Origin of the sequence: Paenibacillus sp. FSL R5-0744, assembly GCF_037972555.1 — a bacterium.
Lineage (GTDB): Bacteria > Bacillota > Bacilli > Paenibacillales > Paenibacillaceae > Paenibacillus_AQ.
On sequence record NZ_CP150228.1, the window covers coordinates 1124469 to 1136971 of the forward strand.

Annotated in this window: 13 protein-coding genes and 1 other annotated feature; of the genes, 11 read left to right on the forward strand and 2 right to left on the reverse strand. The window is 46.7% G+C overall.

The genetic code is table 11. The features are described from left to right. Positions 1-106 precede the first annotated feature (106 nt). From MKY19_RS04925 to MKY19_RS04940, 4 genes are all read left to right on the forward strand, one after another. Positions 107-685 (forward strand): sigma-70 family RNA polymerase sigma factor, encoded by a 579-nt coding sequence (locus tag MKY19_RS04925; protein ID WP_339800829.1) that lies wholly within the window; start codon positions 107-109, stop codon positions 683-685. Beyond that, positions 649-1839 (forward strand): hypothetical protein, encoded by a 1191-nt coding sequence (locus MKY19_RS04930; RefSeq protein ID WP_339800832.1) that lies wholly within the window; start codon positions 649-651, stop codon positions 1837-1839. The genes MKY19_RS04925 and MKY19_RS04930 overlap by 37 nt, the downstream gene beginning before the upstream one ends. 599 nt (positions 1840-2438) lie before the next feature. Further along, positions 2439-3254, forward strand: coding sequence for a hypothetical protein (locus MKY19_RS04935; RefSeq protein WP_339800835.1), 816 nt, complete (start codon positions 2439-2441; stop codon positions 3252-3254). Between the two features lie 25 nt (positions 3255-3279). Then, positions 3280-4089: a hypothetical protein gene (locus MKY19_RS04940; RefSeq protein WP_339800838.1), complete on the forward strand. Its 810-nt coding sequence runs from the start codon at positions 3280-3282 to the stop codon at positions 4087-4089. A 47-nt stretch (positions 4090-4136) separates the two neighbouring features. Here the strand turns inward: MKY19_RS04940 and MKY19_RS04945 are convergent, their stop codons facing one another. Beyond that, positions 4137-5084: a DNA ligase gene (locus MKY19_RS04945; RefSeq protein WP_339800841.1), complete on the reverse strand. Its 948-nt coding sequence runs from the start codon at positions 5082-5084 to the stop codon at positions 4137-4139. 12 nt (positions 5085-5096) lie between these two features. Then, the gene (locus tag MKY19_RS04950; RefSeq protein WP_339800844.1) at positions 5097-6065 is read right to left on the reverse strand and encodes a Ku protein; all 969 of its coding nucleotides are present in this window, start codon (positions 6063-6065) and stop codon (positions 5097-5099) included. Positions 6066-6204: 139 nt separating this feature from the next. Between MKY19_RS04950 and MKY19_RS04955 the strand changes: the two genes are divergently transcribed. The 7 genes from MKY19_RS04955 (at position 6205) to MKY19_RS04985 (ending at position 12142) form a co-directional block, all read left to right on the forward strand. Next, on the forward strand, positions 6205-6375 hold the full coding sequence (locus tag MKY19_RS04955) for a hypothetical protein (protein WP_156113056.1): 171 nt from the start codon (positions 6205-6207) through the stop codon (positions 6373-6375). A 31-nt stretch (positions 6376-6406) separates the two neighbouring features. Continuing rightward, positions 6407-6592, forward strand: coding sequence for an H-type small acid-soluble spore protein (locus MKY19_RS04960; protein ID WP_042193364.1), 186 nt, complete (start codon positions 6407-6409; stop codon positions 6590-6592). A 271-nt stretch (positions 6593-6863) separates the two neighbouring features. Further along, positions 6864-7286: a tRNA (adenosine(37)-N6)-threonylcarbamoyltransferase complex ATPase subunit type 1 TsaE gene (tsaE, locus tag MKY19_RS04965; protein WP_231573469.1), complete on the forward strand. Its 423-nt coding sequence runs from the start codon at positions 6864-6866 to the stop codon at positions 7284-7286. 5 nt (positions 7287-7291) lie between these two features. Next, positions 7292-8128, forward strand: a complete 837-nt coding sequence (gene tsaB, locus MKY19_RS04970; RefSeq protein WP_339800849.1) for a tRNA (adenosine(37)-N6)-threonylcarbamoyltransferase complex dimerization subunit type 1 TsaB — start codon at positions 7292-7294, stop codon at positions 8126-8128. Then, complete coding sequence (gene rimI / locus MKY19_RS04975) at positions 8125-8649, forward strand: ribosomal protein S18-alanine N-acetyltransferase (RefSeq protein WP_042185263.1); 525 nt, start codon at positions 8125-8127, stop codon at positions 8647-8649. Before tsaB ends, rimI begins: the two co-directional genes overlap by 4 nt. Then, entirely contained in the window at positions 8646-9695 is a 1050-nt protein-coding gene (tsaD, locus tag MKY19_RS04980) for a tRNA (adenosine(37)-N6)-threonylcarbamoyltransferase complex transferase subunit TsaD (RefSeq protein WP_339800852.1), read from the forward strand. The genes rimI and tsaD overlap by 4 nt, the downstream gene beginning before the upstream one ends. 388 nt (positions 9696-10083) lie before the next feature. Next, positions 10084-10365 (forward strand) — a binding site (T-box leader). A gap of 241 nt (positions 10366-10606) precedes the next feature. Beyond that, entirely contained in the window at positions 10607-12142 is a 1536-nt protein-coding gene (locus MKY19_RS04985) for a 2-isopropylmalate synthase (RefSeq protein ID WP_339269062.1), read from the forward strand. Positions 12143-12503: the final 361 nt, after the last annotated feature.

The window sequence follows — 12503 nt, forward strand, 5'->3', positions numbered from 1 at the left end:
GCCAGTCTGTTCCTTTTCATGAAAAAAATATTTCCAAATTGTCCCTTTTGGATGATCATAAGAGTTATAAGGTTATACGGTTATGTGAAAGGGGAGTTTGCTGATTTTGGACGGGATCGAACACACCGTCGTTCGGGTACAGGCAGGCGAGGTAGAGTCCTATGCCCTTATCGTCGAAGCTTTTCAAAAGCCGATTTACCGCTATTGCTGCCGGCTGCTTGGGAGCCGTACGGAAGCGGAGGATGCGGTACAGGATATTCTAGTGAAGGCATATCAGCACATAGGCACATATCGCCCTATCACGAGCTTTTCTTCTTGGCTATATAAAATTGCCTATCATCATTGCCTCAGCCTGATCCGCAAACGTCAAAGACATTTGAAGATTATGGCGCTTTTTCAACCGGATCCTCCTGCAGAAAGCCCGGAACAGTTGATGGACCGTTACATATTTAACGAACATCTCACCTTTGCCCTCTTGAAATTGAAATTAGATGAACGAAATCTGTTAGTTCTGCGAATCTTTGAGGAACAGAGCTTCCCGGAGATTGCGGAGATCCTTGATAAGAATACTGATGCTGTGAAGAAGAAATACAGGCGTACGATTACGAAGCTTGGCAAAATGATGAATGCTCAGAAAGGGGGGACGGAATGGTGGGGCAACGAAGCTGTGTTGAAGAGAAAATGATAAAGAAAATGGACGCATTGGGGAACTGCGACGAACTAGATGTAAAAGCAGCAGTTATGAAGCGAGTAAGGGCGATTCATGAACAACAGAAAACGATGGACGGAGAAATGGCGAATCTCAGAGACGAGCTGGAGTCATTCTCAGAGCCGAGAGATCCTGTTATGCAGAAGCAAGAGAAGACAATCCCGCATCCATCAAAATTTAGAAAGAGACTTCTCTCAGGAGTCTCCGCAGCTATATTGCTGGGGATGATCGGGTTTGGTGCCCTTCAGCTGTCTGGCCTTGGAGGTTTAACGGAGCATGGTAGCCAGTCTACAATTGATATCATGCAACCTCCGGATGGAGCTATTACGCTAGTGAACAGCGGAGGGAAGGCTATTGTACAGACGGTGCATACTAATAATAGTAAGCCTGTTGCCACGGCCTCTCCTGCGATTGAGAAGTATCAGACTTTATTAGCGACTTATAATGAGCAGGTGCTTGCCCGCTTGAACCCCGGAGAAATGGCTGCCTATTACGTGATTGATACTGAATTCACTAAGTTGGTCAAAGGATTAGGCTATGGAAATCAATTGCAGTTCGCTTTCAGTTCTCCGGTGTATTCTAAATATCAAGATTTCGTAAAAGAATTAAAAGGGACTGGCGATTTCTGGCCCGAGCTGCCTTCCATACTCGCTAATGGTTATGAATTTGAGTACGCCACTTTTAAAGCCGCTCCTCCTTATTGGCCGATAGACAAGGAATATAAAGAAATGTTTGAACAATTTCAAAAAAAAGCAAAAGTCGATAAAACAGGCCAAAAGCTGTTTATGGAGAAGATCGCTGTGAATGCCATAGAGAGTGCTGAGGTTACCTACCATAAGGGGGATCAAAGAATTACACTATCCTTAATGCAGAGCGCTTTTAGGGGTTATCCAACGCAAGTGTCTATCTTGGAAGGTCAGACTGCCGAAAAATGGTCTGTGACAGGTACTGGTAAAGAAGCAGTTTTTATCGCAGCGAGTACAGAGAAGGGGGGGCAGACTTGGTCTTCCCAGAATCGTTTGTATTGGTATGATGAATCCAGCCAGACGATTCGTAGTCTAAATGATGGATTGAATAACATTTTAACCCGTGAACAATGGCAAGCGATTGCCAATAGTTTTATTCGCTAGCTACTGTTGTTCTATCCGTACATTATGAGAAGCTGTCTCTAAAGTAGTGAAATCTACTTGGGAGGCAGCTTTTTTTATGGAATAGGAAAAGTAATGGATTTTACTGTGCCATGTGACGATATGCCACGCGTAGTGTTCTATGCTACTGGTTGGGGCGGTGGGCGATGTGCTATGTGTGATTTACATGCTTTAAACTAATTAGGGAAAAACTCCCTAAAAATAACCGATATTCGCTCTAAATGAACGAAATCAGGGAATTCCTCCCTAATAATCATAGGAATTTCTTTATTCGTTGCCGAATAGGCCAAATTTCAGGGAAGTTTTCCCTAATAATAAGTCCGATGAACAGAAATCTCTGAATTTTAGGGAGAAATTCCCTAATTACTCTATAGGTGCTTCACATATTGCATCACTTGGCGCGTCACTTGTAATGTTAAGAACAAAAAAAGAGGCTGTCCCAAAAGCCATGATGGTTGCTTGGGGCGGTCTCTTTTTTTGTGAGAAAAAGTCCCTTTTTCTCATGCTGGAGTGTTATAGAAGTGTAGTTGAAAACAGGGTGAGCTTACATTCACCCTTTTAGAAGGAGAGGATGTTAGAAATTGAAGCTCAATAATGATTTCAAAAAAACACTGATCGTACTCTCGGCAGCAACCTTGTTAGGAACAGGAGTAGTTGTAAGTGGGGGTGCGCCTGGCTTGTTTCTTTCGGTCGCGGCAGCAGCAGAACAGCAGACTTCAGCATCAACCGATCAGAATCCTCAAAAGGAATTACAGGCGATCGTAGCAAGCTTGAAGGAAGGTACGCTTTTGGTCTACTACTTACGTGACAAAGTCTCTAACCCTCAGGATACGATCAGCTTCTCTGGCAAAGGATTTGTTTTTAAAGACTACAAATCCTTTGCTGCTAAATTCAAAGCGTTGAAGGGTCCAGCTACACCACAGCCTGGAAATCTTCCTAAGGGCTTTGCTCTGGCGACAGCCATCATTTATCCACCGTCTGTAGCAAACGATTCAGAGCTGTATTTGCAATTAGAGCAGGAACTAAAGGCAGCAGCGGCGGCAGGTGATCCCAACAAACAGTTGTTTAGCAAGATCATCAGCTGGAGCCAGACGAACTTGTCTATACAGCTGTATGCCAAAGGAAAAGCCAATTTTAGCATTGTAACTGGAGTGGCGACCGCCAAACTTCCCGAAGGAGCGGTGCCTTTTGTACGAGCTTTGGAAACTAAGAAAGAACTGACGGTCAACGGTAGGAAAGTAATTCTTACAACCGATTCGGCTAAAGAAGCAAGTTTCAACACTAAGCTAGTGTGGCTGGATAAATCAGGCGCAATACAATATACCCTTTCAGACAATCGGGTCAGTAAGCTGACGACAAATGAAATGTTGGCTGTAGCTAAAAGCATGATCAAATAACCAAGGGTTAAGGGAGGATATTATAATGATGATTAAAAAAAGTGCGGCCATCACGGCTTTGAGCCTGATAGTGTTAATGAGTGCGGTAAGTGGAACAGCAGGCGCAGTGCCTGCGGGGAGCAATAATAAAAGCAAAGGTACGGTTCCGGTTGAGCAGAAATCACCACAGGTATCGCCAACGATTAAGGATTTGATTGCCAAAGAATATGCTGTTCCCCTACAAGCGGGAGAAATTAAGGCTCTCTATGTTAATGACAAAAAATCTAATCCAGAGGAAGATTTGAGTGTAAGCTATATGCCATACAGATTCAGCTCTATAAACGAAGCAGCACAGAAGCTATCTTCATTAACTGGGAATTCACTCCTGATACCCGCTGCTCTACCAGACGAATATAAGTTGCAGGATGTCGTTTTAAATCCAGTGCTTCCGAAGTTTTTCAGTACAGAGTATAAAACCCTCAGAGATCAGGTAAAAGCTAAAGCACAAGCTGCTGGTAAAAAAGTAATCTCACAAAGCTTAAAGTGGAGCGATACAGAAACTTCTATCACTTATCTGCGAAATGGGGAGAGATTGAATCTAAAATCAGCTCCAGCATATACGCTTCCGGAAGGGGTTACTTTAGCGCAGCTGCCTGGCGACCAGGATGAAAATTTGACCATCAACGGGGTTGAAGCAGTTTACACTGTGTTTGGTCCTCACCATGGAGATCTAAAAGTCCAGCTTGTATGGTCCAGTGCGGATGGAAGTATTGATTATACGCTTACGAATACGAAAAATACTGCGCAGACAAAGGCAGAGTTGGAGACCATTGTAACGAATCTTACAGCGCAATAAGAAACGTCCTCTCGATAAATTCGGGAGGACGTTTTTTTGAAAAGAGTTTATCCTTTTTGCTCCATAGTACATGATTGGGGAGGAAGATCTACCCTAGCTTGAGTAACCGGCTGACGAAGAGTGCCTGAGGTATTCCATTCCAAAAAATGAACTTTGAAGACAAGCTTCGGTTTTATCCAAAAAGCACCCTTCCCTCGCTGGGGATCAGCTGTAAAGGGCATTTGATCTATTTTTAAATGCTGTACCTCTGCAGTTAAGTCGCGTTTATCCTGTACAGTCAATTTTCCTGGCCCGGCATGTCCGATATAATGCAAATTCCCTTTATCATCATACAGCCCAAGAAGTAACGCATTGACGATGCCGTCTCGGAACGTTACACCCCCGGCTACTGCCGTAAGATCAGAAATGATTTTGCGTTTCTGCCAGCGTTTATCTTTTCCACCGGGAGCATAAGTACTGTTGATATCCTTGCAGACGATTCCCTCTAAGCTCTGAGTCTGAGCGGCGGCGAATAATTCTGTGGGATCGGTATAACTGGGTACGGCCTGTACGTGGGGATGCGGCAGCAGAATATCGTTTAGCAGCTGCTGCCGTGAGAATAAAGGCTGATCCATCGTCGATTGGCCATTATAAAACAGAATATCAAAAATCATATAAATGACAGGAACCTGATACCTAACGACGGAAATGGTGGAGCCATTCTTTAAGCTATCCCTCCGCATAACTTCGTGAAATGAGGGCTTGCCGTCCCCCAGTGCAATGATCTCACCATCAAGAATAACGGAGTCAGCTTTACAGTAAGCAGATACATCAGTAAGTTCTGGATATTGCGCTGTACGGTAATTACCACGTCTGTTAATAAGCTGAGTAGTGCTTCCGTCGTAATAGGACAACATGCGAACGCCATCCCATTTAATCTGTGCGATCCACTGGTTGCCTGCTGGAAGCTGCCCAGCCAGTATGGGTTCAAAAGGAATAATAGGCTGAAGCTTCATCACCAGAGCCTCCTAAGATACGGTTGTTTTACTTTTTGGGCTGCGGCGTTTCGGTTTTGGTGCAATGACTGGAATCGGCCCGGAAGCCTCGTTTTGCTGATCGGCAGGCTCAGCTGCTGCTTTAGACTTGGCTGTTTTTCTTTTGGCAGCCGGAGCCGCTTTAGTTTTTGTTTTCTTAGTATCTGTTAATGAAGGACCCGGATCTGTAGGGATATGCTGTACAGCCTGAATACTGGCCTGCAATGCTGCCATTAGATCAATTACATTGCTTTCCTGTTTGGCAGGAGCGATATGAAATTCCTCGCCTGCGATTTTATGTGAGATTAGATCAAGCATACGCTGGCGATAATCATCGGTATATTTTGCCGGATCAAAAGGCGTGGATAGCTGTGAAATGAGCAGCTTGGCCATATCCAGCTCTTTATCATTCACCGTCCCTGCTTCGGGCAGGCCAGGCACTTGCGAGACCGGTCGCACTTCATCAGGATAAAAAATAGTCTCGATGGCGAGGCAATCCTCCAGCACACGAATAGCAGCAAGACTGCTTTTTGAACGAATCGATATTTTTGCGATGCCAATTTTACCAGTTTGACGCATGGCCTCCATAAGAAGCCGATATGCATTTGTCCCAGCCTGATCCGGAGATAAGTAATAGGTTTTTTGAAAATAAATTGGATCGATCTCCGTCAGATCAACAAAGTCGAGTATGGTAATGCTTTTGCTGCTTTCGTCGGTCAATTGATCCAGTTCCTCTTTGTCGAATAGAACAAACTTCCCTTTTTCATATTCATAACCCTTGCCGATTTCTTCCCAAGCCACCTCTTTGTCACACACCGGACATTTACGTACATACGACAGTGGGCTGCCGCATTCCTTATGGATATAACGCAGAGAAATGTCCTTGTCTTCCGTAGCGGAGAACATTTTAACCGGAACATGCACTAGCCCGAAGCTGATGGCTCCTTTCCAAACGGTATGCATGAGAAACGCCTCCTGATCTAAGTTATTTGCTTTGGGTTAGTATGAGGCAGGACAGGCTTTTCTAGCCGGGTGCATTTTTTGTGAAGCATGGGAAAATATAAAATCAGGCTAATAAAGCTGAGGAGGAGAATACTAAGTCATGGAACCGCGTGGAAACGAGTGGATCGATGCGCTGAGCGAGCAGGATATCCCAGCGACAGTTGTGGATTGGGACAGCATTATAGCTCCACCGGAAGCAAGTCAGGTCTCGGACTCGGAGAAGCTTGATGCGGAATCAACCCTCGAAGAAACTTCGCCATTAGAATCGTGAGATTTAGGTAAAATAAAGGAGGAGAACAGTGGTGGACGTCAAACGAGCACAGGATATTTATGCTTCTAAAGAGACGGTAAGTGTACATTTGGATGGAGAACCTGTATGGATTGAGCATGTGGATGCACAGAACGGAATGGCTACGGTTCAAGTGGGCTCTCGACCAACGAATACGCATACGGTAGGCGTTGAACGGTTAGAAGAGCAAGATCATTAACAAGGTTTGTTCAAAGAGCTGAGATAAACTAAATTACACTTTTATAAAAGAGACTCTTTATGCTTATTTTTGCGTAGAGGTCTCTTTTTCTATTGTTGGCATACTGGCATGGGAGATTGAATTGGGACAGTTGTTGCGATGGATGGAGCATACCGATATAATTAATAGTAATGGTTTTTGGCAGGTATATTTTAAAAGGTGGTAGTTGTAGTTGGACAATACAGACGAAACGGTGTTCACTTACCGTTCTTACAGCCTCCAGGATACGGAGTTGCTTGCAGCTGCTCTAGCTACTGCTTCAACGCCAGGGATGATTATCGGCTTGGACGGCGATCTGGGCGCAGGAAAAACAGCATTCTCGCAAGGGTACGCTCGGCATCTCGGCGTAAAGGGGATCGTAAACAGTCCTACTTTTACAATTATTAAAGAGTACGAGGGCCGTCTGCCCCTATATCATATGGATGTATATCGGATTTCGCTTCAGGAAGCGGACGAGCTTGGACTTGATGAGTATTTCTACGGGCAAGGGGTCTGCTTGGTGGAATGGAGCAGTATTATTACGGATTTAATGCCGCCGCGGCATATGCATATATACATGGAAACAGTGGGGCCAGATGAAAGAATGATTACGGTGACCGGAATCGGGGAGCCGTATGGTGAGCTTTGCCGGCAGCTGATCCAGAAGTGGGGTTAAGGAATATGACGAATCAGAATACAGAGCCGCGCAAGCGGCTTTTAGCGCTGGATACATCAACTGCAGTATTAGGCGTGGCAGTTACAGAGAATGGGGAACTACTGCATGAAATAAATGCTTCCGGAGAACGGAATCATTCGGTGCATTTACTCCCGATCATTGAGCAGGCGCTGCAAGCAACAGGAACTACTGCTGCAATGCTGGGCGGGATTTCTGTTGGTGTGGGTCCTGGATCGTATACGGGGACACGTATCGCAGTTACCGCTGCCAAAACGCTGGCATGGGCATGGGATGTCCCAGTGGTCGGTATTTCGAGTCTACATGCAGTAGCATGGGGCGGATATCAAACAGCCCTCAAGAATACCGTGATGACCAAAGCGTCGGAACAAACTACCGAGAATAACAGCTACGGGCCTGATTGGATCATTCCACTAATGGATGCGCGCCGAGGACAGGTGTATACAGGATTATTCGCAGCTGTGGGAAATAATGCTCCTAGCCGTCTTGAACCTGATGCCATCCGCCTGATGGCAGATTGGGTGGAGTACTTAGCTGAACGTTTAGGACAGGCTTCAGTCGAAGGCAATAAGCCCGCTGTTCTTTGGTTTGTTGGGGAGACTGCAGTTCATGGCAGTGAGGAATCGCTTCGTCCATTGAAGGATCTTGGTGTTTCTATTGCAGTTCCTTATGAAATGGAAGGCCGCTGGACAGGATTTCTTGGAGAAGCGCGGCTTGAGGTAGAGAAAAATGATATCCATAGCTTGATCCCTAACTATACTCAGATCTCAGAAGCGGAGGCCAATCTGCGGTTAAGCAGAGAAGGGGGCTTAAAGAAACCATGACGGAAGCGGAATCAATGATAGCTCAAGAGGCTGAACTTGTTTTTCGTTTGATGAAGCTTACGGATATTCCTGACATTCTTATCATTGAACGGGAAGCCTTCACGATGCCTTGGACAGAGGAAGCTTTTCGCAACGAGCTGACGCATAATCATTTTGCAAAATATATGGTTATGGAGCTGGCTGGTCATATTATCGGTTATGCCGGTATGTGGGCCATCGTGGATGAGGCGCATGTGACGAATATAGCCCTGCTTGAAGCCTATCGTGGACGTAAATGGGGCGAGCGTTTGCTCGAAGAGCTGATGAAGACGGCATCTTATGTGGGGATGAAGTCAATTACACTTGAGGTACGGGTATCGAACGAGGTAGCACAGAATTTATATCGTAAAAAAGGCTTTCGATCTGCTGGCACACGCAAAGGATATTATTCCGATAATCGCGAGGATGCGCTCATTATGTGGGCGGATCTGCCAGAGTACGAGGAGCATGGGAATATGGAAGGAAGCGTGGACTTGAAATGAAGACAGAAACGGGCGCAGCTCAGCCTGTACTAATACTTGCTATTGAGACGAGTTGTGATGAAACGTCGGTCGCTGTAGTCAAAAATGGCTCTGAAGTGTTATCCAACATCATCTCGAGTCAGATTGAGACACATCGCGCCTTCGGCGGCGTAGTACCAGAAGTAGCTTCCCGTAAGCATGTGGAAGTAATTACACTGGTGATAGAAGAAGCACTCGCTTCAGCAGGGGTTACACCAGATCAGTTGTCGGCGGTGGCGGTTACACAAGGCCCAGGTTTGGTGGGGGCTTTACTTGTTGGGGTTGTAGCTGCCAAGAGCCTTGCCCTCGCATGGGGTAAGCCGCTAATTGGCACACATCATATTGCAGGGCATATTTATGCTAACCGTTTAGTGGCAGAGTTACAGTATCCATGCATGACACTAGTGGTGTCCGGCGGACATACTGAACTGGTTCATATGGAGCGGGAGGGTGAGTTTCGAATTATCGGACGCACCCGTGATGATGCCGTAGGCGAAGCATATGATAAAGTGGCACGAGCACTAGGATTCCCTTATCCCGGTGGACCTCATGTGGATCGTCTGGCCCGCGAGGCGACTGAGGTTGTACCGTTACCAAGAGTATGGCTGGAGCCGGGTTCTTATGATTTCAGCTTCAGTGGCTTAAAGTCGGCTGTGCTGAACGTTGTGAATCAGAGCAAGATGAAGGGTCTCACACCAGATGTCGCAGGCATTGCCCGCGGGTTCCAAGAATCTGTGGTTGAGGTGCTGGTGGAAAAAGCGGTACGCGCTGTTAAAGCTACTAGCTCCAAGCAGTTATTGCTGTGTGGAGGTGTTGCTGCTAATGCTGGCCTGCGCACGGCATTGATCTCACGCTGTGAAGCGGAGGGCATTGAGCTTATTATTCCACCTCCGGTATACTGCACGGATAATGCAGCTATGATTGGAGCTGCTGCATACGTGAAGTGGCAGCATGATGGCGGTACTCCGCTGGATATGGTAGCAGACCCTGGATTCTCATTGGAACAATGGTCTGTATCCGCCTATTGACATCATTTGGAGCTAACGAGTATAATCAGTTCAATTATACAAGGAAACGCGATGAGCGGAAGTAGTAAGGATACTCTGGGATAAGAGAGCTGCGGGTAGGTGCGACGCAGTCGAAGGGGACCTGAACTCGTCTGGGAGCGGAACGGTGGAAGCATTACCGGCAATTGTCGCCGGAACGTTCGTACACCGTCTACGGGTAACCTCCGTGAAAGGGTGGTCGAGTATCTAACATACTGGACCGTAGAGTGGATGTTCAATTGGAATCGGCAGTAACTTAACCGGTACAGAGCATCAACAAGAGTGGTACCGCGAAGGTTAACAGCCTGTCGTCTCTTGAATGAGATGGCAGGCTTTTTTGTATGGATTTTGAGTAGTGAGAATGTATATAATACACGCTAAGAACGGGAGTAGTAGGGAATGACGGTGAACAGAGAGCTGCGGGGTGGTGCGACGCAGTCACCGAAAGTCTTGAATCTCGCCCGGGAGCGGAGCGGCGGAAATAAGAGTACGCTGCCTACGGCTGTCCCCGTTATCGGACCTTTCCAGATATCCTGACTCCCTCAGGATGGACCGGGAAGAAGAGCTGGACGCAGCTTAATGGCTTGATTATATGAATAGCCTATGCGTCAAAAAGAGTGGTACCGCGGAGGGGTAACCCGCCGTCTCTTTATTAGAGACGGCGGGTTTTTGCGTTCTTATTGAAGCAGCAACTCGGGTTATGGACTCAGGCGCTATATAAGACGCCAAGAGTGAACCTTCTTCACATTCCAAATTGTGCAGAGGATTCATTCGTATCAGCTGCCGGCAGCAGTGGGTGGGGATTTAGCAGGACCACAAGTCGACGTGTGGATCTGCGCTGAAGCATAGGTTAGGGTAAGGAATCCAATAAGAGGAAAACAGGAGGAAATCAGATGATTATTCCAGTAAAGAAACGTATACAAATTTTCGATACGACTCTGCGAGATGGTGAACAGGCTCCGGGTGCAAGTCTCACCCCAGAGCAAAAAATACTGCTGGCCTATAAGCTTGCGGATCTGGGTGTTGACGTGATGGAGCCTGGATTTCCGATATCGAGCCCTGGTGATTTTGCAGCAGTACAGACGATTTCTCGTAAGGTGCGAAATGTGGAAATTTGCGGTTTTGCACGGGCGGTTAAAGGAGATATTGACGCGGCAGTCCGGGCAACCCAAGATGCTGAACGCCGGCGGATCCACCTGTTCATCTCCTCTTCTGATATTCATTTGCAGCATCAATTGCGTATGAGCAGAGCTGAAGTCGTAGCCAAAGCCCGCGAGATGACGGCTTATGCGCGTCAATTCTCTGATGTCGTTGAATTCACGGCGATGGATGCTGCGCGAACAGGAATTGATGATCTGATTGAAATGATTGAAGCGGTTATTGAGGAAGGCGCTTCTATTATCAATCTGCCCGATACGGTCGGTTACGCATTGCCACATGAATATGGGGAAATGTTCCGGCGTGTGCGGCTAGGAGCAAGAGGTGGAGATACGGTAAGCTACAGTGCCCACTGTCACAATGATTTGGGGCTGGCTGTAGCCAACAGTCTGGCAGCAATTGATGGAGGTGCGACGCAGATCGAAGTCACTGTGAACGGAGTCGGCGAGCGTACCGGGAACTGCGCACTGGAAGAGCTTGTGATGGCGCTCGAAACCCGCGGGGATGCGATTGGAGCAGAAACAGGCATTGTGCTTGATAAGCTGTATGATACTTCGCGGCTGATCAGCGGAGCGATGCATTTTCCAATCGCCTATAACAAACCAGTCGTCGGAAGAAATGCCTTCCAGCATGAGTCAGGGATTCATCAGGATGGTTTGCTGAAGGATCGTAGCACCTATGAGATTATGGACCCAGAGCGGCTGGGTATCCCGCGTAGCATGATCATTCTGGGCAAGCATTCTGGCAGACATGCGCTGAAGGACCGGGCGGCGAAGTATGGTATTACGCTGGAGCCTGCGGAGCTGGATGCACTTTATGAATCGTTTAAAGAGACCGCTGACCGCCAAAAGGTAGTCAGTGATGACCAGTTGCTGCAAATGGTGAGCAGTACAACTGGACAGCAAGCTCAGGTCTATGAACTGGGTGAGGTTCAGGTATTGGCAGGCAGTGCCCAGCGCCGGGTGGCCGCGGTTACGGTTCGCCATTTGAAGTCTGGACAGGAAACTTCTCATACTAGTACTGGAGATGGTCCGCTTGAAGCCATTATCGCTGCTATTGGGCAAGGCATCTCAGAGGACATCGATTTTGCGGGACTTGAGCTGCATTCACTTGGAAGTGGAGAGAACGCCCAGGCGGAGGCGGCTGTGATGGTAGAGTGGGAAGGTCTTAAATTTAGAGGCACAGCTACGCATCAAGATATTATCATGGCAGCAGGGATTGCCTATATTGCAGCCTGTAACGCTGCCCTGCTCTCTACACAAATCGTTTAATATACATCGACCCGCTGTCTGATTTAGAGATGGCGGGTTCTTTTTTAGCTTTTGATGACAGGTTTTAGGTGGGGTTATGTCTTTTGTCAAGTTGTGGACAACGTTATCCACATATTCTCTACGAATTGTGTAAAAAGTGCGTAAAATCAGCAATGTCAGCTCTTTTTAAAATGACCTTATAACCATTTTTATTAGCAATGAAACCTTGTGGGAATTGTGGATAATGTGGATAATTCGGTGGATAATAATTCCTGTAATTCGAAAATACTGATTTAACGCATAAAAAAAGCCCCTTAGGGGCTTTTTTAGTAGGGAGTTATACACGAAACCTGTGTATAGAGCTGTGGATAACTGTTTATGA

Bases quoted from the DNA above. Each gene is read 5' to 3' on its own strand.
- MKY19_RS04955 (WP_156113056.1), top strand. From the start codon at position 6,205: ATGGAACCGCGTGGAAACGAGTGGATCGATGCGCTGAGCGAGCAGGAT.
- MKY19_RS04945 (WP_339800841.1), bottom strand. From the start codon at position 5,084: ATGAAGCTTCAGCCTATTATTCCTTTTGAACCCATACTGGCTGGGCAG.
- tsaB (WP_339800849.1), top strand. From the start codon at position 7,292: ATGACGAATCAGAATACAGAGCCGCGCAAGCGGCTTTTAGCGCTGGAT.
- rimI (WP_042185263.1), top strand. From the start codon at position 8,125: ATGACGGAAGCGGAATCAATGATAGCTCAAGAGGCTGAACTTGTTTTT.
- MKY19_RS04940 (WP_339800838.1), top strand. From the start codon at position 3,280: ATGATGATTAAAAAAAGTGCGGCCATCACGGCTTTGAGCCTGATAGTG.
- MKY19_RS04985 (WP_339269062.1), top strand. From the start codon at position 10,607: ATGATTATTCCAGTAAAGAAACGTATACAAATTTTCGATACGACTCTG.
- MKY19_RS04930 (WP_339800832.1), top strand. From the start codon at position 649: ATGGTGGGGCAACGAAGCTGTGTTGAAGAGAAAATGATAAAGAAAATG.
- tsaD (WP_339800852.1), top strand. From the start codon at position 8,646: ATGAAGACAGAAACGGGCGCAGCTCAGCCTGTACTAATACTTGCTATT.
- MKY19_RS04950 (WP_339800844.1), bottom strand. From the start codon at position 6,065: ATGCATACCGTTTGGAAAGGAGCCATCAGCTTCGGGCTAGTGCATGTT.